The sequence below is a fragment of the Psychrobacter fozii genome, assembly GCF_003217155.1.
In the GTDB taxonomy this organism is placed as follows: Bacteria; Pseudomonadota; Gammaproteobacteria; order Pseudomonadales; family Moraxellaceae; genus Psychrobacter; species Psychrobacter fozii.
Genome location: NZ_QJSU01000009.1, coordinates 83,001 through 99,878 on the forward strand (window position 1 = coordinate 83,001; position 16,878 = coordinate 99,878).

Genomic DNA, 16,878 nt, shown 5'->3' on the forward strand with positions numbered 1-16,878 from the left:
CAGTAGGAATTACCATGAGTCATGTCGATAACAATAATTTATCTGCTACCGCACAAGCTATCAATACCTTTACCAATCCAACGGACGTACAGGATTTCAATCAATACCCTGATGCCCGTGGACATTTTGGCGTACACGGCGGTCGCTTTGTCTCTGAAACGTTGATGGCCGCTCTAGAAGAGCTAGAGGCGCTATACACCAAAGTAAAAGTCGATCCTGCATTCTGGGAAGAGTATCACAATGATTTGGTCAACTATGTTGGTCGCCCAACGCCGCTTTATCATGCCAAGCGCTTGAGTGATGAGATTGGTGGTGCGCAGATTTATTTTAAACGTGAAGATTTAAATCATACTGGCGCACACAAAGTTAATAACACCATCGGACAAGCACTGCTTGCCAAAATGTGTGGCAAGAAACGTATCATCGCTGAGACTGGTGCAGGACAGCATGGCGTGGCAACGGCGACGATAGCAGCCCGTTTGGGTCTTGAATGTATCGTTTACATGGGTGCGGACGATGTCGAGCGCCAAAAAATGAACGTCTATCGTATGCGCTTGCTTGGTGCGACAGTTGTGCCGGTGACTTCTGGCTCACGCACGCTCAAAGACGCGATGAACGAAGCCATGCGCGACTGGGTCACCAACGTCGATAGCACGTACTACATCATCGGTACAGTTGCAGGCCCGCATCCTTATCCGCTACTGGTGCGTGATTTCCAAGCAATCATTGGTAAAGAAGCCCGCATCCAGCATCTAGAAAAAACAGGCAAATTACCAGATGCATTGGTTGCTTGTGTTGGTGGGGGTTCAAACGCGATTGGTCTGTTCTTTGACTTCCTAAATGATACTGAGGTCAAAATGTACGGCGTCGAAGCAACCGGTGATGGCATCGAAACCGGTCGCCACTCAGCGCCACTAGCGGCTGGTCGTATCGGCGTGCTACACGGCAACCGCACTTACCTAATGGCAGATGACGAAGGTCAGATTCAAGAAACTCACTCTATCTCAGCCGGACTGGATTATCCTGGTGTTGGCCCTGAGCATAGCTTCCTAAAAGACATGAAGCGTGTTGAATATGTGGGCTGTACTGACAAAGAGTCGTTGGAAGGCTTCCATGAAGTCACGCGCAAAGAAGGCATCATTCCTGCGCTTGAATCTGCTCATGCCGTTGCTTATGCACTAAAACTGGCTAAGACAATGACGCCTGATCAAACGATCATCGTTAATATGTCAGGTCGAGGTGATAAAGATTTGCATTCAGTGATGAAGGCAGAAGGGATTGAGTTGTAGTAGCTTTTATATGCTATTAATCTACATCTTATAAGAAAAATGGCTCAGTGCCCCTTACTCAATAGAAGTTACTTAGTGAGGGGTTAAATGAGTCGGTTGATAACAATTAAGAGACCACTATGACCAGAATTGAAAGCACTTTTGAAACGCTAAAATCACAAAATAAAAAAGCCCTCATTCCTTATGTAATGGCAGGCGATCCCAATCCAGCGACCACTGTAGGTCTGTTGCACGATTTAGTGAAGCATGGCGCAGATATGATCGAAGTTGGCTTACCATTCTCTGATCCAATGGCAGATGGCCCAACCGTCGCATTGGCAGGTGAGCGTGCATTAGCAGCAGGTACGAGCACTCGTGATGCACTAAAAATGGTCGAAGAGTTTCGTCAAACAGACACGCAGACGCCAATTATCCTGATGGGTTATCTCAATCCAGTTGAAATCATTGGTTATGATAACTTCGTCGCACTATGTGAGCAGTCAGGTGTTGACGGTATCTTGATGGTTGATTTGCCACCAGCAGAGGCGGGCAGCTTCACTCAGCATCTGACTGATCATTCAATGAATGAGATTTTCTTATTATCGCCAACGACTTTGCCTGAGCGCCGTGAGCAAGTATTGACGCATTGTGGCGGTTATATCTATTATGTGTCATTAAAAGGTGTGACAGGTTCAGCCACGCTCGATACTGATGCTGTCGCGACTCAAGTCAAAGCCATCAAAGCAGAGACGGATTTGCCGGTATGCGTCGGTTTTGGTATCCGTGATGGTGCCTCTGCCAAGGCGATTGGTACTCATGCAGATGGTGTCATTGTTGGCAGTGCGCTGGTACAGAACTTTGCTGATATAGATGCTAATGATGCCGATGCTGTTGCAGCTGCTCAGCAACGAATCATGGTAAAAATGGACGAGTTACGTGGTGCGCTTGATAGTTTGAGTGCCTGAGTTAAGCAACATTAAATTATCGTCATTTAAGTTTTCGTTATAGTGCTAATAGCGTTATTTATAAACAGTAGTCTTTATAAATAACAATGTTTATAAAGACACTGTCAAATGACTTTGCTAAAGTTAGTTTACGTGTGTAAACTAACATCACACATAAATTGTTACAGTTTCGCGTAGGCGTGCCTTATAACTGCTCATGTTATGACTGTATGTGACTTTTAAATTTACTCTTAGGGACAAGTGAATGAGCCAGCTTGTCGATAAGCCTTTGATAATGGCGAATAATATGACTGATACGATAACAAAACCTGATATGACTACTTCTAATAATGCTGAGCCTAACAATAACATTGCTGGGCAATCTTGGTTTAATCGCCCGATACCAGGCGTTAAGCAGCAATTGACCGCACCATTGAGTGCGGTAGAGACTGAACCATCAACCAAATGCAGTAACTGTCATTCGATGATTACCAATACATCGCTGATTTTCAACAGTTATGTGTGCCCGCATTGCGATCATCACTTACCGATGAGTGCTCGTGAGCGTCTAAACTGGTTGCTTGATCAGGTCAACGGTGAACTTGGACAAGAATTCGTTGCAAAAGATCCGCTGCGTTTTGTGGATAGTAAGCCTTATCCTGCACGTATGGCTGAAGCACAAGAAAAAACAGGTGAGTCTGAGGCACTAATTGTGCTGTATGGCAAGCTGCGAAATCTCGATGTGGTCACTTGTGCATTTGATTTCCGCTTTATGGGTGGCTCTATGGGGTCAGTCGTTGGTGATCGTTTCGTGCAAGCTGCCGAAAAAGCGCTAGAAGATAAAGTACCTTTAGTGTGTTTCGCTGCTTCTGGTGGTGCACGTATGCAAGAAGGCCTACTGTCATTGATGCAAATGGCACGCACGGCTGCTGCGATTGAGCGTTTGAGAATTGCAGGTATTCCGTATATTGTTGTCTTGACCAATCCTGTCTATGGTGGCGTGACTGCTTCACTTGCTATGCTTGGTGACATTCATTTAGCCGAACCAAAGGCGATGATTGGCTTTGCAGGCAAGCGCGTGATTGAGCAAACGGTACGTGAGACATTGGAAGAACCGTTCCAGCGTGCAGAGTTTCTGTTAGAGCATGGCGTAGTGGATGAAGTGGTACATCGTCATCAGATGATTGAAACGATCTATCGCTTGTTGGCAAAGTTAAGCCGCATGCCTAATGTTGATGCTTGATACATTGTAGATGCTTCCTTCCAAATAAGCAGGTGGTTGGTATAACTGCCTAGTATAGTGCTACTATCTATAAATATGCAGAACTCCCTAATAGCATTTATCGTCATACAACGGTAAATGCTATTTTTGGTTTTGGTCAGGTAGTTATATACTAGGGCTTATCTTCTAATCGATGACTTTCTAACTGATAGCTTTCTAATCACCAATTTTCTATTCGAATATTTCAATATAGGTTTCATCTATGTCTGACACTTCACTTTCTAACCCGAATAGCCCTAATGAGAATGCCAGTTTGACCGAATGGCTTGATTACATGCAACAGATACACGTGTCGGCGATAGACATGGGGTTGTCGCGCGTGTTACCAGTCGCTGAAGCCTTAGGCGTAGTGCAGTCAGCTAAAGATGATACTTACGTGTTTACGGTGGCAGGTACCAATGGTAAAGGTTCGACGACCGCTGTCATCGCACAAATGTGTCAAGCAGCAGGTTATAAAACAGCCTTATATCAATCACCGCATTTGAGTGTCTTTAATGAGCGCGTGCGCATCAATGGCGAGATGGTCAGTGACCAAGTCTTGATTGCTGCCTTTAGCAAAGTAGAAGCGGCACGCCTACAATGTGAGTTGACCCTATCATTTTTTGAGATGACGACATTGGCGGCATTGTTAATATTTGCTGAAGCAGATTGTGATGTGTGGGTGTTAGAGGTTGGGCTAGGTGGTCGTCTAGATGTGGTCAATATTATTGACCCTGATATGGCCGTGATTACCAATATTGCAATCGATCATGTCGACTGGTTAGGTGACAATGTGGAAGATATCGGCGCAGAAAAAGCAGGTATATTGCGTGATGATATCAGCCTAATCTATGGTGCTATTGAGATGCCGGATAGCGTTCAGCAAGCGATTGATAAGCATCAGACAAACTGTTATCAAGTAGGGCAAGACTTTAGCCACCGCGACATTGATGCAGGGACGTGGCAATACAGTAATGCTGCTGTCACTATGCAACTGCCGCGCCCAGCATTGTCGTTGACCAATACGGCAAATGCACTATCAGCAGTACTCGCAAGTCCGTTGAATATCGATACCGATGCTATCGAGGCAGCGTTGCAAACGGTCAAGTTAGCAGGTCGCTTTGATTATCGCGAGATAGATAATCGTTATTGGTTATTTGATGTGGCGCATAACGAGCAAGGTGTTGAGTTTTTATTAGCGCAATTACTACCGCTTTGGGAGCAGCATGTCGCAGACCAAAATACCGCTGAACATGCTGATAGCGCGCCTGCCACCATTAAAATGCTGTTTTCCATGTTAGCTGATAAAGACATTGAAAAAGTCGTACAGCGTTTGACCGAGACAGGATTACCAATTAGCGAGTGGTTTATCGCTGAAATCGACTATCCACGGGCAGCCAGTACTGAGCATTTGCAGGGTATACTAGTAAATCATGTCGATGATGCTCAAGTACATGAATTTGAGCGTTTGCAATCCGCGACTTATGCAGTCAGAGCGGTGAGTCAACCGCAAGACTTAATCGTAGTATGCGGCTCTTTCCATACAATAGGAGAGGCGCTATCTGCACTGGATGCTGATAATTTAAGTTAAACCAGCCGCTATTTAATGTTAATCTTAACGGTAGCGTGATGGCAGACAGTATAGAAAATATGCTTTATAATCAAAATGCTTCAGAGCATTGAAACTAAGAGCACTGACATTAAAAGATCGACATAACTTCTGAAAATTGATACATGTAACCTGCGGCAATCGCTAGTCATCAAAGCTCTCTATGATATAGCTCTCTACGATATAACTTTGAGACGACAGCTGCGCCGCTCAATCAACCTTATTACCAACTAAGAGACGTAAACGGATGAATTTTTCGAGACAAGCCTTATTGGGCATTGGGATGATTTTAGGCGGTAGCGTGATGCTATACGCTATGGTGCAACAGATTGGCGATAGCAGCAATGAACAGCCTGCGCCAACCTCAGCGATGGTAGATACGCCAAGTACTGAGCAAGCAGCTGCGCAGCCGTTAACGACTGATATCGAGACAGAAAAACGCATCTTGGCACAGAAACAAAAAGAGCGTGCTGCCCGTGTCGCAGAGCAAGAAAAGCGAGCACAGCAATTTTTGACCGAACAAGAAGCCGCCGAAGCAGAAGCATTGGCGAAAGCACGTGCTGAAAGCCAGCAATATGTGGCCAATAGTGCACCAGCCGTCGACGAGACTGAAAATATAGAAGCGGCAAAAGATATCGCTAAAGACCTAACCGTCCAACCTCGTACGGATAGTGAATCGGCTGCTGCTGATAAGAAGTCTAGTGACGCTGAACAGCAAAAAGCTGCTCAAGCGCAACAAGAAGCAAAGCGCCAAGCTACGATTAAAGCAGAAGCCGCTGCTAAAACATTAGCGGATAGTAAAAAAGCAGCTGAAGCAAACGAGCAAGCGAAAGTAAAGAAACAAGCAGAGGCCAAAAAGCAGGCTGAAGCTAAAAAACAAGCGGATGCTCAAAAGAAAGCTGAATCCGAAGCTAGAGCCAAAGCTTTAGCAGAGCAGAAAAAGAAAGAGGCTACTGAAGCCGCTAAAAAAGAGCCACCAAAATCACCTTCTGATTATGAAGTAAAAAGAGGTGATGGCCTAATTAAGCTAGCAAGACAATACAACATGCCGGTAGAAGTATTGGCACAAGCTAATGATATTTCTCCGTCAGCATCATTACAATTAGGTCAAAATATAACGATTCCATCACGTGCTCAAGTGCAACGATTAGAACGTGAAGCTGCCGCTGCTGAAGCCAAGCGTCAAAAGGAAGCTGCCTTAGCTAAGAAAACAGCAGAAGCCAAGCGTGAAGCACAGCAGAAACTCAGCGAAGCTCGTAAAGAAGTCAAAGAGACAGATGCGAAGGGTAGCTTTGGGGTACAAGTGGCTTTGGCGAATGATCAGAATAGAGCGGATGATTTGGTCAAAAAATTCCAAGCAGCAGGCTATCAGGTTAAAACCAGCCGTACCAGTCGCGGTGTCCGAGTTGTCGTCGGCCCTGAGCGTGGTAAAATCGCAGCCTTGGCGCTAAAGGATAAGATTAATAGTGATCCTAAAGTGAATACAACGGGTGCTTGGGTCTTATACTGGTGATAGCTGGTTTACTAAGCCTGTATTCTAGGACACGCCCTAGTATATTGAATTAAACATATTATCATCACGAAAACACGACATCTATTGTCGTGTTTTTTGTTTTATCGTTTGCTGATTTAGGTCAGCTTGGTTACGATAAGCACCGTTTTTCTCTATCTCTCTTCTTATAACCTGTCAGTCTATAAGGGCTGCCTTGCCGCGGTCAGTTATGTGTCGACTCTTCTACAATATCGCCATAACTATCTGACCGCTTTAATCATGTATAAGGTAAAACCATGTCGTTTGGTGTTATATTTTTAATCTTAGCCGTTGGATTTTTAGGGCTAATTACCGTACCAAAGCTGTTAGAAAAACGTGTAGTCGTCGAGCCTGATCCAAAGCCTGTACGTGGCGATGAGTTGGCTATTTGGCCGTTTGCACCGATGCCGATCATGACGGATACTGAGGTAATATTTTTTAATAAGTTAAAAGGTGCTTTACCTGAATATCACATATTTGTCCAAGTTCAGCTATCACGAATCATTGAAGCCAATAGTAGTGAGACATCAGAACGTAGCTTCTGGTTCAATCGTATCTGCCGACAGAGCGTTGACTATGTGATCGTGGATGTTGATGCTCAGACCACGCTGGTGGCTATCGAGCTGGATGACTGGACACATAGTAGTAAAGCTCGTCAAAAAGCGGATGACAAGAAAGACAAAGCGCTTGCCAGTGCAGGTATTGCGATGGTGCGCTTTCATGCGGAGCGTATGCCCAGTGCTGACATGCTTAGATATGAGCTGATGCAGGTGATTGAAAGTTATTAAGCTTTTCCGTTTTAAGTATCTAGGTTAGCTAAGACGCTTCATCCATTTGGTTTGGTTGTCTGGGATAAATCACGATGGGTCTATCACCCACAAAATATAATCCTGTCGCAGGCGGCTCATTATCTGACCAAACCGTTTGCGTTTGATATGCATCATAAAAGCTGCGCTTGGTAAACCATTCGATATAATGCGCGGCTCGTAATTGTGTTGTATCGATGGTAGCGAGATTGGCTATGTCATTCTTATCGCACCATTCATGCATCGGAAAGCTCGGTGCTAGCCAAGCAGGGTAGCTAAAGTTATTGGTATCTATTGGCAGAAAAAACCGCCCTTTTATAATGCCATAACGTTTATCAATTTTAACTTGCCCATGATTTTCCGTCTCTACCCACACCGCCCGAAACTGCTTGGTCTGCATATGCGTCATTTTGCGCTGCAAATTGTCATTGGCATTAATGCCAACCCAGTTCACAGGTTCAAAAGGCGCTGACCCCATAAAAAACTTGATGGCCAGCTCCCAATGCTCAACCAGCTTGTCTTGATGATTATATAAAATTAAATCTATTTCACCTGTCGTTTGCTTGCCGTTAAATAACTGTACGTTATTAGCGAGCGTCTCGTACGGATGCAGCTTGCGCGCAAATCCATCCTCTAACCAAAATGACAGCAACCCTTCAAAATGAAAACCCAATCGATTGGGACTTGGGCGCTTGAGTAAATAACGAGTCAGCGCTTGATAGTCATTAGTGGTATCCAGCTCTGTTAACCGCTGCTCATACGCCTTGAATTGCGACTGCCAAAAGTGAGCGCTATGCACTGCAATAGCATGTGTGTTTTCATGCGGTGCAAAGTCTATCCACTGTGTTAAGACGTTAGGACAAGCAAGGGCATAAGCTAAATCACGCACATAAGGTCGGCGGTAACGCTCCCAAGGGGCATCATCTATGAGGCGGGTAGAGGTGGGCTGAGCGATAGGCTCTGACATAAGGTGAACCAGTGTAAAGGTGTATATTTACCCTAACGGCTCGCTCTATAAAAGTCTATAGGACACGAGTATCGGCTAGGGTAGTGCTCAGTCCTTTAGCTTTAAAACATGATATTAATGTGATGGATATGAATGCTGATATCAGGCGGTGATAGTAAGTAAGGCAATAGAATGCTAAGTACCGTTTTTAGTATTGGCAGTATCCACTTTGAGAAGTTGCTAGGTACGCTATGCGGTGGCTGTTGTTCTAGATTAGGTGAGGTATGATCTTGCTGAGTCATAGTTTAGCTCCATATTTACCGTAACTTGATTGATACGGCTGGTATGAAGGTATTTTATGGAATAAAGTAATTCGATAGTTCTATATAGAAAATGTCAAAGTTCTATAGAACCTCATCAGCTTTCTTTAACCATTTTGCAATAAAATCTTTTTTAACTGACAGCCCTAGTCCCTCAGCTTTAGCTTGAATAAGCTTATTAAGTTCTCCATAAGGATCGGCTAGGTGTTCTTTATCATATTCAGCCATTTTAATAAGCGTAGTCACTAAAGCTTGCATAGAACCTACACTTTTATGGTGTGTTGGCTCGTCATCAATCGGTGTATTTAGTTGAGTTACTTTGTGACCCCTATCTATTCCTTCAATAGCCTTTGGCGTATTAAGGGTCAAATCATAAGCAGAAGGCTCTAGGTTTAAAACTTTGCTTAATTCCCTAATATCAATATAGACATCATCTCTTTTAATAATAATTGTATCTATCAAATCTTCATGACCAAAATGCCCTTTATAAACTGGTTTTTCATTAAAAAGAGCAGCTCCTTTATTTAATATAGTGACCTCGCCTTTAACATCAATATCGTTAAGAGCTTCTTTCGTGTGGCTACCTACATATTCGAAGTAATTCAAATCAATAATATATCCACCACTAGAACGTAGTATAAACCTATCGTTCTCTAAGTTTCTAAAAGAAGATTTTAACCTTTCTTTAGAAATCTTCGGGAAATGAAACATATTAGAGTGTCTGTCACGAAAGTAACCATCAAAACGCCACATATTTTGAATGTTTTCATTTTCACGATAAAATTTATTTTCAACGAATGCCTGCAAAACGCCATAACCTGAAAAATGAAAAACTGGCTCAATTTCTGCACTGTCTAAAGCTCGTTGCAAAAACTTTTCAGTTCCTAAAATCTCAAATATAGAACCTTTAATTTTCGATTCAGCTATTTTAATCATTTCATCTATGGACACATAACCTTTCACAATTCACACCTCTATACACCATTAAATCAAAGTAGATATAAGACAAGCCAGCCTAAAACTATATGGATGACTAGCTTTAGATTATTCATCATGCCTTGCAAGATTTTTATTATTATTTGCTCAATCAAAACATCATACAATTACTAGCCAAATTTAGCACAAAAAAAAGCCAACCATTGAAAACAATGATTGGCTTTTCTCTTTACTACTATGTTTGGTCGGAACGGCAGGATTTGAACCTGCGACCACTACACCCCCAGTGTAGTGCGCTACCAGACTGCGCTACGCCCCGAGTGACTGACTATTTTACGCAAAATTATGCATATTGCAAGGGCTATTTCTAGTAGCCAAAATCTATCACATTATTTTGCCTATTACAGTCAGCTGAACCAACCAGTAGCTTACCTTAACCCAATAACTCTTTTAAGATTTGGTTCACTTGCTGCGGATTGGCACTACCGCGACTGGCTTTCATGACTTGACCGACCAGACCGTTAAAGGCTTTTTCTTTGCCGCCACGATACTCATCGACCATTGCTTGGTTTTTCCCAATGACTTCTTCAACGATGGCTTTGATAGCGCCCGTATCAGTTTCTTGCTTGAGACCTTTTTCTTCGATGATCTTATCGGCTGCATCATCAGCATCGCCGCCTTCACGCTCGTATAGAGCACTAAAGACTTTCTTAGCCAATTTGCCAGATAGCGTGTCGTCTTTGATACGTTTTAGCATACCCGCCAATTGCTTGGCGCTGATAGGGGAGTCGACGATGTCTTTGTCGTCTTTATTCAGCGCGCCGAGCAAATCACCCATGACCCAGTTGCCAGCCATTTTGGCATCTGATTGCCCCACTTCAGCGACCACGTCTTCGAAGTAATCGGCAATTTGACGACTACCAGTCAAGATACGAGCATCATATTCTGACAGACCAAGCGCTTCTTCAAAACGTGCACGACGGGCTACAGGTAGCTCAGGCATGGCGGCTTTAATCGCATCAACCGTATGCTGCTCGATACGGACAGGTAGCAGGTCAGGATCAGGGAAATAGCGATAGTCGTTGGCGTCTTCTTTGGTACGCATGGTGCGAGTTTCATCGCGCTCTGGATCATATAGCATCGTTGCTTGGACAACTTTGCCACCTTCTTCGATGATATCGATTTGACGCTCGATTTCACGATTGATGGCACGTTCGATAAAGCGGAACGAGTTTAAGTTTTTCAGCTCAGTACGCGTACCAAGCTCATCACCTGGTCTGCGCACAGAGACGTTGCAATCACAGCGGAACGACCCTTCTGCCATGATAGCGTCAGAGATACCTAGCCAAGTGACCAACTGATGAATCGCTTTGATGTAGGCAAGTGCTTCATGAGCGGAGCGCATATCAGGTTCAGAGACGATTTCAATCAGCGGTGTACCAGCACGGTTGAGATCGACGCCAGTCATACCATCGACGGCATCATGGACAGATTTACCAGCATCTTCTTCTAAATGCGCGCGGGTGATACCCATACGTTTAGGATATTCGTTCTTCTCACCTTCATTGACCACGACATCGATGTAACCTTCGCCAACGATAGGATTGGCCATCTGGGTGATTTGATAGCCTTTCGGCAAGTCAGGGTAAAAGTAGTTTTTACGATCAAACGTATTGAACAAGCCCAGTTCAGCATTGACGCCGATACCGAATTTTAGCGCGCGATCGACCACGCCAGCATTTAGCACTGGCAATACGCCAGGCAGACCCAAGTCTACGATGCTGGCTTGGCTGTTTGGCTCGTGACCGAAGTCAGTCGGTGCACTTGAGAATATTTTACTTTCAGTATTGAGCTGGCAGTGAATTTCGATGCCGATGACCACTTCATAACCATCAACGAACAGCTCTTTACGCACGGCGTGCTCGCGGACGGCATTGTTATCAGTAGTAGTTGTTGTATTCATTATACCGTCTCCTTTGCGATGGCAGAGTGCTGTAGATGATGATCCGTATGCTGCTGGAACAGATGCGCTGTCGTGAGTAATTGACTCTCTTGCCAATGCTTACCGATTAATTGCAATCCAATTGGTAGACCGTCTGAGGTCAGACCAGCTGGTTGGCTAAGCGCAGGCAGACCTGCTAAGTTGACCGCGATGGTATAAATGTCACCTAAGTACATGGTCGCAGGGTCGAGATTGTCACTGAGCTTGTAAGCAGCAGTTGGTGCGGTTGGACTGGCAATCACATCACAGCTCGCAAATGCTTCATCGAAGTCTTTGACGATTAAGCGGCGGATTTTCTGTGCCTTAGTATAGTAAGCATCAAAGTAACCAGCAGATAGCGCATAAGTGCCGGTCAGGATACGACGCTGTACTTCAGGGCCAAAGCCTTCAGAGCGTGAGCGCGTGTATAGATCGATCAGATCCGTTGGGTTTTCACAGCGATAGCCGAAACGTACGCCATCGAATCGTGATAGGTTCGATGATGCCTCGGCAGGGGCTAGCATATAATAAGTGGCAAGCGTGATTTCAGGATCAGTGATGTTCACTTCTACAATCGTTGCGCCCAGCTCTTCGTACTTCTTCAGCGCCGCACGTGCTGCTTGTTCAACTTCGCTATCAAGCCCTGCACCGAAGTATTCTTTGGCCACACCAATACGCAAGCCAGCAAATGGTTTGTCACCAGCAGCGGCTTCTGCATCGTTGATGTCTTGTACATAGTCAGGCATGTCATATTTGATAGAAGTCGCATCGCGTGGATCGTGACCAATCATTGGCTGTAGCAGGTAAGCGCAATCTTTAGCGCTGCGTCCCATGCTACCAGCTTGATCCAGACTTGAAGCGTAGGCAATCATGCCGAAGCGTGATACACGGCCATAAGTAGGCTTGATACCCGTTAGGCCACAGAATGAGGCAGGCTGACGAATAGAGCCACCCGTATCACTACCAGTTGCGACTGGAACAAAACCAGCGGCAACGGCGGCAGCACTACCACCTGATGAACCACCAGGGACGCGCTCTAGATTCCAAGGATTCTGTACCGTGCCGTAGTATGAGCTGCTATTGTCTGAGCCCATCGCAAACTCATCCATATTGAGCTTGCCTAAGCTAATCATGCCTGCTTTGTCGATGTTAGAGACGATAGTAGCATTATAAGGTGAGATGAAGTTGTGCAGCATCTTTGAGCCACAAGTCGTCAGTACGCCTTGGGTACAAAAGATGTCTTTGTGTGCCATAGGGACGCCGAGTAATGGGCGTTGATCGCCCTGTGCACGCATCTCATCTGCCGCTTTTGCTTGCGCGCGTGCCGTCTCAGAGGTATGAGTGATAAAGCTGTTAATCTTACTGTCTAGCGCATCGATACGTTTGATGTAGTGTTCTGTCAGTTCAAGGCTACTAAATTGTTTGTCTTGTAAGCCCGTAATAAGCTGCTGGGTACTTAATAAATGAAGTTCAGACATAAGGTGTCGTCCGTCAAAATGTTAATAACATAAAATCGAATGGAATAAAGGAAGAGAGATAACAGACTGCTTACTCAATCACTTGTGGTACCAAATACAAACCGTCTTCAACGGCTGGCGCGACCGATTGATTGCGTTCGCGGTTGATATCATGTTTGGCAACATCGACACGCAGCTCTTGGCAGGCTTCATGGATGTTCGATAATGGTTTGATATCAGTGGTATCCACATTAGCAAGCGTATGCATAAGCTTTAGTACTTTACTGATGTCGTCGGCATAGTTATCGGCCGTAGTCTCATCGACACCTAAACGCGCAAGGCTGGCAACTTCTAGGATCTCTTCACGACTGACGTTGCTGTCAGACGTTGTTGGTTGCTGTGACATAGTTTCTCCAGTGAAGGACAGTTTTTGTTAGATTTAGGTACTAGTTAGATTTAGATAATAGATTAGATACGGAACAGGTACTAAGATAAAATCTGATATAGAGTTACGTTATTATAAAGCATCTGACCTAAGTTTACAGAGCATGACGCTTGATTGATGCACAATATCAACCAAGAGCAAGTGATTTGCAAAATTGACTGAATAATTCACGGTAGATTTTCAATTGCTTCCCCATTATGTTCTGAAATACGTTACAGTATGCACTTGTGCTATTAAGCAAAACCTCATCTGCCTGTAGAACCCTTGTTAGTTATTGAATTAAATGGTGTTTCATTAGATTGAGCGATAGAGACTGCTATTTCAAACTTTGAAACAACTTTTAGCGTTTAAGACTAAATTCCTTACTTATTGATGCAAATACCTGTGTTTTTTTTGAGCTAAATAGGTATAATTTAGCTCGATTTTTTCATTTCATCATTATTGCTTAGGTTTGGCTTGTTGCGATGTTCAGCTTTCGCTTCAGGTAATGTCTAATGACGACCTGCTCAACACTGACGAGTAACACCTCAGTCAATCTCATTCGCCTCATTCGTAAGACGCTGGATATATTAGTCATGAACCTGTTTGGATTTTTATCAAATAATATCGCTATCGACCTCGGTACTGCGAACACCCTCATTTTTATTCCTAATAAAGGTGTCGTACTTGACGAGCCTACGGTAGTGGCGCTACGAAGTAATCGTACGCAAAACCCTACTGTTGCTGCTGTTGGTATCGATGCCAAGCAGATGCTTGGTCGTACACCTTCCAATATCACGGCGATTCGCCCACTAAAAGACGGCGTGATTGCTGACTTTGAAGTGACCCAAAAGATGCTTAAGCATTTTATCATGAAGGTAAAAGCCAAGCGTTTTATGGCGCAGCCTAACGTGGTCGTTTGTGTACCTTGTAAGTCTACCCTAGTTGAGCGTAAAGCGATTCGCGAGGCAGTGTCATCAGCAGGCGCTAGCAAAGTATTGTTGCTAGAGGAGCCGATGGCGGCAGCGATTGGTGCTGGTATGCCAGTTCACGAAGCCAGTGGTTCTATGGTGGTTGATATCGGTGGCGGCACGACTGAGATTGCTGTTATCGCTCTATCTGGCTGCGTCTACGCTGAGTCTATCCGTATCGGTGGCGATATTTTTGATGAAGCAATCATTACCCATGTACGCCGTACGCACGGTTGTGTCATTGGTGAGACGACCGCTGAGCGTATCAAAAAAGAAGTTGGCTCTGCACTGAACGAAGAAGGCCAGTTAGAAGTAGAAGTGCGTGGTCGTAGCATGGCAGAAGGCGTGCCAAAAACGTTCACAGTCAATTCAGAAGAAGTACAGAAAGCACTGAGTGACCCATTGAGTGGTATCGTTAGCGCAGTAAAAGCAGCGCTCGAGCAAACACCACCTGAGCTGTCATCTGATATCGCAGAGCGCGGTATTGTGTTGACGGGTGGCGGCGCTTTATTACGTGATTTAGACAAGTTGATCTCAAGAGAAACAGGTTTGCCTGTGACTGTGGCCGAAGATCCACTGACTTGTGTCAGCCGTGGTGGTGGTATTGCTCTTGACTTTATCAACAACAAAAGCTTAAACATGATTTTTGTTTAAAACGTATTAACTAAGTCCTGTCATTTTTGATAGTACACAGTGCTTAGTTATCGCTACGATGAAGTAACAGGTTATAAAGATATAAAATTAAAGGTAGCCCGCTGCGCTACCTTTAATCACATTATTCAATGCTAGAATTCCGTACTGGCTACCGCTTATTTTATAACCTCTGAGTTAGACGACTTATGATTCCAAGTATTTTTGCGCGCCAGCCATTAGCACTTCGCAAGACTGCCATCGTATTGATAGTAGCCTTAGTGTTGATGTGGTTCGATAGCAAAAACTCAGACTGGTTTAAACCAATACGTAATACTAGCCATGCCGCTATGCAGCCTATTTATGAGTTATCGTTATTACCGAGCTACGCCAAGCATTGGGTGAGTGGAAGCTTGCAATCTAAAGAAGCCCTACGCCGCGAAAACATACAGCTGAAGTCTCAATTGATACATGCGCAAGCCAAGCTCCAGCAGCAAGATTATATTCTGGCACAAAACGCGCGCCTGCAAGGTATTCTGTCGACCACCGAGCCTGAGCAGTTTGATCTCACTCTTGCACAAGTTATCGGCACAGATACCAATTTGCTCAGACAAATTGTGATGCTTAATAAAGGCGCACAAGATGGTGTGCAAGTTGGACAAACGGTCATTGACGAAAAAGGTATATTAGGACAAATCATTAATGTTTATCCTAATACCAGTCGTTTGCTATTGATTACTGACGAACAGCAATCTGTTGCCGTTACTGTTAAGCGTACAGGCCAACGTGCTATCGTTACGGGAAAAGGGATACCAACGTCATTGAGCCTCGATTACGTATTCAAAACCTCAGACGTGCGTGTGGGGGATGAGTTGGTTTCGTCAGGGCTCGGTGGTCGTATTCCAGCGGGTTACCGTGTCGGCCGTGTTGCTCATGTCAAAGATGGACAAGCGGACAACTTTAGAAGCATAGAAGTCACGCCAGCAGCTAACTTTATTGACAATGCGTATGTTCTTATTCTGCAAGACAAGCGAGCCACCAGCAATGATATTGTTTTCGATGAGCGCTAGATAAGCATCATTTAGCGAACAATTCGTTGATAGTCGCCGAATAGCCTATTTATTGGTATATTCTCAATCACAGTGTTCATCCCATTAATGCCTAGCTATGCTCTAATAGCCGCCGCTAACACCCGCTAAGGTAAGTACTCATGTCGTATCCTGATTCTGAGAATGCAACGGTAGTACTCATTGTTACGATTATTCTAAGCTTTGTCGTTGCTTCATCACTTAATGTATATCCATTGAGCCCTAGTATGGCCACGCTGCGTCCTATGGTCATGATTATGGTGCTGATTTTTTGGTTGTTGTTTCAACCGCGCTATGTCGGCATCTTTACGGCATTTACCATCGGTATTATTGCTGATCTACTGATGGATACCCACTTGGGAGAGCAGGCCTTTGCCGCAGTAGTAGTCGCTCTCTTTATCAAAATTACCAGTGTATATATCAGACAAATGAACACCGCTAGCTCATGGCTAGTAGCCAGTTTTGGATTGATCATTTTTCAATTGAACTTGTGGATGCTACAGATGTTCATCCAAAATGTTTTTGTCGCTCAAGCCACCCTATCATTATTAATGAGCATCCTGAGCTGGCCTCTGGTTCTATTCGCGCTACGTAAGTTTGCACGTTAATCACTACTTTTCTGAACAACAGTGCTTATGAACAATAATACCTATGAATAATAATGCTCGTTCATAACTCATAGAGCGATAGCGATTGTTCAGGCCGA

Annotated in this window: 15 protein-coding genes and 1 tRNA gene; 9 read left to right on the plus strand and 7 right to left on the minus strand. The window is 44.4% G+C overall.

Going from position 1 to position 16,878, the window contains the following annotated elements:
- Positions 1-14: 14 nt before the first annotated feature.
- The 6 genes from trpB (at position 15) to DFP82_RS11775 (ending at position 7,401) form a co-directional block, all read left to right on the plus strand.
- The gene (trpB, locus tag DFP82_RS11750) at positions 15-1,289 is read left to right on the plus strand and encodes a tryptophan synthase subunit beta (protein ID WP_227681462.1); all 1,275 of its coding nucleotides are present in this window, start codon (positions 15-17) and stop codon (positions 1,287-1,289) included.
- 119 nt (positions 1,290-1,408) lie between these two features.
- A complete protein-coding gene (trpA, locus tag DFP82_RS11755; RefSeq protein ID WP_110923927.1) occupies positions 1,409-2,233 on the plus strand; it encodes a tryptophan synthase subunit alpha in 825 nt (274 codons plus the stop codon).
- A gap of 313 nt (positions 2,234-2,546) precedes the next feature.
- Entirely contained in the window at positions 2,547-3,455 is a 909-nt protein-coding gene (accD, locus tag DFP82_RS11760) for an acetyl-CoA carboxylase, carboxyltransferase subunit beta (protein ID WP_110923994.1), read from the plus strand.
- A 241-nt stretch (positions 3,456-3,696) separates the two neighbouring features.
- Positions 3,697-5,064, plus strand: coding sequence for a bifunctional folylpolyglutamate synthase/dihydrofolate synthase (locus DFP82_RS11765; RefSeq protein WP_110923928.1), 1,368 nt, complete (start codon positions 3,697-3,699; stop codon positions 5,062-5,064).
- A gap of 265 nt (positions 5,065-5,329) precedes the next feature.
- Complete coding sequence (locus DFP82_RS11770; protein ID WP_110923929.1) at positions 5,330-6,595, plus strand: LysM peptidoglycan-binding domain-containing protein; 1,266 nt, start codon at positions 5,330-5,332, stop codon at positions 6,593-6,595.
- Positions 6,596-6,870: 275 nt separating this feature from the next.
- Positions 6,871-7,401, plus strand: a complete 531-nt coding sequence (locus tag DFP82_RS11775) for a DUF2726 domain-containing protein (protein ID WP_110923930.1) — start codon at positions 6,871-6,873, stop codon at positions 7,399-7,401.
- Positions 7,402-7,429: 28 nt separating this feature from the next.
- Here the strand turns inward: DFP82_RS11775 and DFP82_RS11780 are convergent, their stop codons facing one another.
- From DFP82_RS11780 to gatC, 7 genes are all read right to left on the minus strand, one after another.
- On the minus strand, positions 7,430-8,386 hold the full coding sequence (locus DFP82_RS11780; RefSeq protein ID WP_110923931.1) for a DUF1853 family protein: 957 nt from the start codon (positions 8,384-8,386) through the stop codon (positions 7,430-7,432).
- Between the two features lie 101 nt (positions 8,387-8,487).
- On the minus strand, positions 8,488-8,667 hold the full coding sequence (locus DFP82_RS11785; protein ID WP_110923932.1) for a hypothetical protein: 180 nt from the start codon (positions 8,665-8,667) through the stop codon (positions 8,488-8,490).
- A gap of 102 nt (positions 8,668-8,769) precedes the next feature.
- Positions 8,770-9,648, minus strand: coding sequence for a hypothetical protein (locus DFP82_RS11790; protein WP_110923933.1), 879 nt, complete (start codon positions 9,646-9,648; stop codon positions 8,770-8,772).
- A gap of 215 nt (positions 9,649-9,863) precedes the next feature.
- Positions 9,864-9,940, minus strand: a tRNA-Pro gene (locus tag DFP82_RS11795).
- A gap of 114 nt (positions 9,941-10,054) precedes the next feature.
- Positions 10,055-11,584 (minus strand): Asp-tRNA(Asn)/Glu-tRNA(Gln) amidotransferase subunit GatB, encoded by a 1,530-nt coding sequence (gene gatB / locus DFP82_RS11800; protein WP_110923934.1) that lies wholly within the window; start codon positions 11,582-11,584, stop codon positions 10,055-10,057.
- Positions 11,584-13,080: an Asp-tRNA(Asn)/Glu-tRNA(Gln) amidotransferase subunit GatA gene (gene gatA, locus DFP82_RS11805; protein ID WP_110923935.1), complete on the minus strand. Its 1,497-nt coding sequence runs from the start codon at positions 13,078-13,080 to the stop codon at positions 11,584-11,586. The genes gatB and gatA overlap by 1 nt, the downstream gene beginning before the upstream one ends.
- 70 nt (positions 13,081-13,150) lie before the next feature.
- Complete coding sequence (gene gatC, locus DFP82_RS11810; RefSeq protein ID WP_110923936.1) at positions 13,151-13,465, minus strand: Asp-tRNA(Asn)/Glu-tRNA(Gln) amidotransferase subunit GatC; 315 nt, start codon at positions 13,463-13,465, stop codon at positions 13,151-13,153.
- Positions 13,466-14,070: 605 nt separating this feature from the next.
- Here gatC and DFP82_RS11815 point away from each other — a divergent pair.
- From DFP82_RS11815 to mreD, 3 genes are all read left to right on the plus strand, one after another.
- On the plus strand, positions 14,071-15,108 hold the full coding sequence (locus DFP82_RS11815) for a rod shape-determining protein (RefSeq protein WP_197102436.1): 1,038 nt from the start codon (positions 14,071-14,073) through the stop codon (positions 15,106-15,108).
- A 185-nt stretch (positions 15,109-15,293) separates the two neighbouring features.
- Positions 15,294-16,154 (plus strand): rod shape-determining protein MreC, encoded by an 861-nt coding sequence (gene mreC, locus DFP82_RS11820; RefSeq protein ID WP_110923937.1) that lies wholly within the window; start codon positions 15,294-15,296, stop codon positions 16,152-16,154.
- Between the two features lie 140 nt (positions 16,155-16,294).
- The gene (mreD, locus tag DFP82_RS11825; RefSeq protein ID WP_110923938.1) at positions 16,295-16,780 is read left to right on the plus strand and encodes a rod shape-determining protein MreD; all 486 of its coding nucleotides are present in this window, start codon (positions 16,295-16,297) and stop codon (positions 16,778-16,780) included.
- Positions 16,781-16,878: the final 98 nt, after the last annotated feature.

Coding starts and splice junctions, on each gene's coding strand:
- trpB (WP_227681462.1), top strand. CDS start 15: ATGAGTCATGTCGATAACAATAATTTATCTGCTACCGCACAAGCTATC.
- trpA (WP_110923927.1), top strand. CDS start 1,409: ATGACCAGAATTGAAAGCACTTTTGAAACGCTAAAATCACAAAATAAA.
- accD (WP_110923994.1), top strand. CDS start 2,547: ATGACTACTTCTAATAATGCTGAGCCTAACAATAACATTGCTGGGCAA.
- DFP82_RS11765 (WP_110923928.1), top strand. CDS start 3,697: ATGTCTGACACTTCACTTTCTAACCCGAATAGCCCTAATGAGAATGCC.
- DFP82_RS11770 (WP_110923929.1), top strand. CDS start 5,330: ATGAATTTTTCGAGACAAGCCTTATTGGGCATTGGGATGATTTTAGGC.
- DFP82_RS11775 (WP_110923930.1), top strand. CDS start 6,871: ATGTCGTTTGGTGTTATATTTTTAATCTTAGCCGTTGGATTTTTAGGG.
- DFP82_RS11780 (WP_110923931.1), bottom strand. CDS start 8,386: ATGTCAGAGCCTATCGCTCAGCCCACCTCTACCCGCCTCATAGATGAT.
- DFP82_RS11785 (WP_110923932.1), bottom strand. CDS start 8,667: ATGACTCAGCAAGATCATACCTCACCTAATCTAGAACAACAGCCACCG.
- gatB (WP_110923934.1), bottom strand. CDS start 11,584: ATGAATACAACAACTACTACTGATAACAATGCCGTCCGCGAGCACGCC.
- gatA (WP_110923935.1), bottom strand. CDS start 13,080: ATGTCTGAACTTCATTTATTAAGTACCCAGCAGCTTATTACGGGCTTA.
- gatC (WP_110923936.1), bottom strand. CDS start 13,465: ATGTCACAGCAACCAACAACGTCTGACAGCAACGTCAGTCGTGAAGAG.
- mreC (WP_110923937.1), top strand. CDS start 15,294: ATGATTCCAAGTATTTTTGCGCGCCAGCCATTAGCACTTCGCAAGACT.
- mreD (WP_110923938.1), top strand. CDS start 16,295: ATGTCGTATCCTGATTCTGAGAATGCAACGGTAGTACTCATTGTTACG.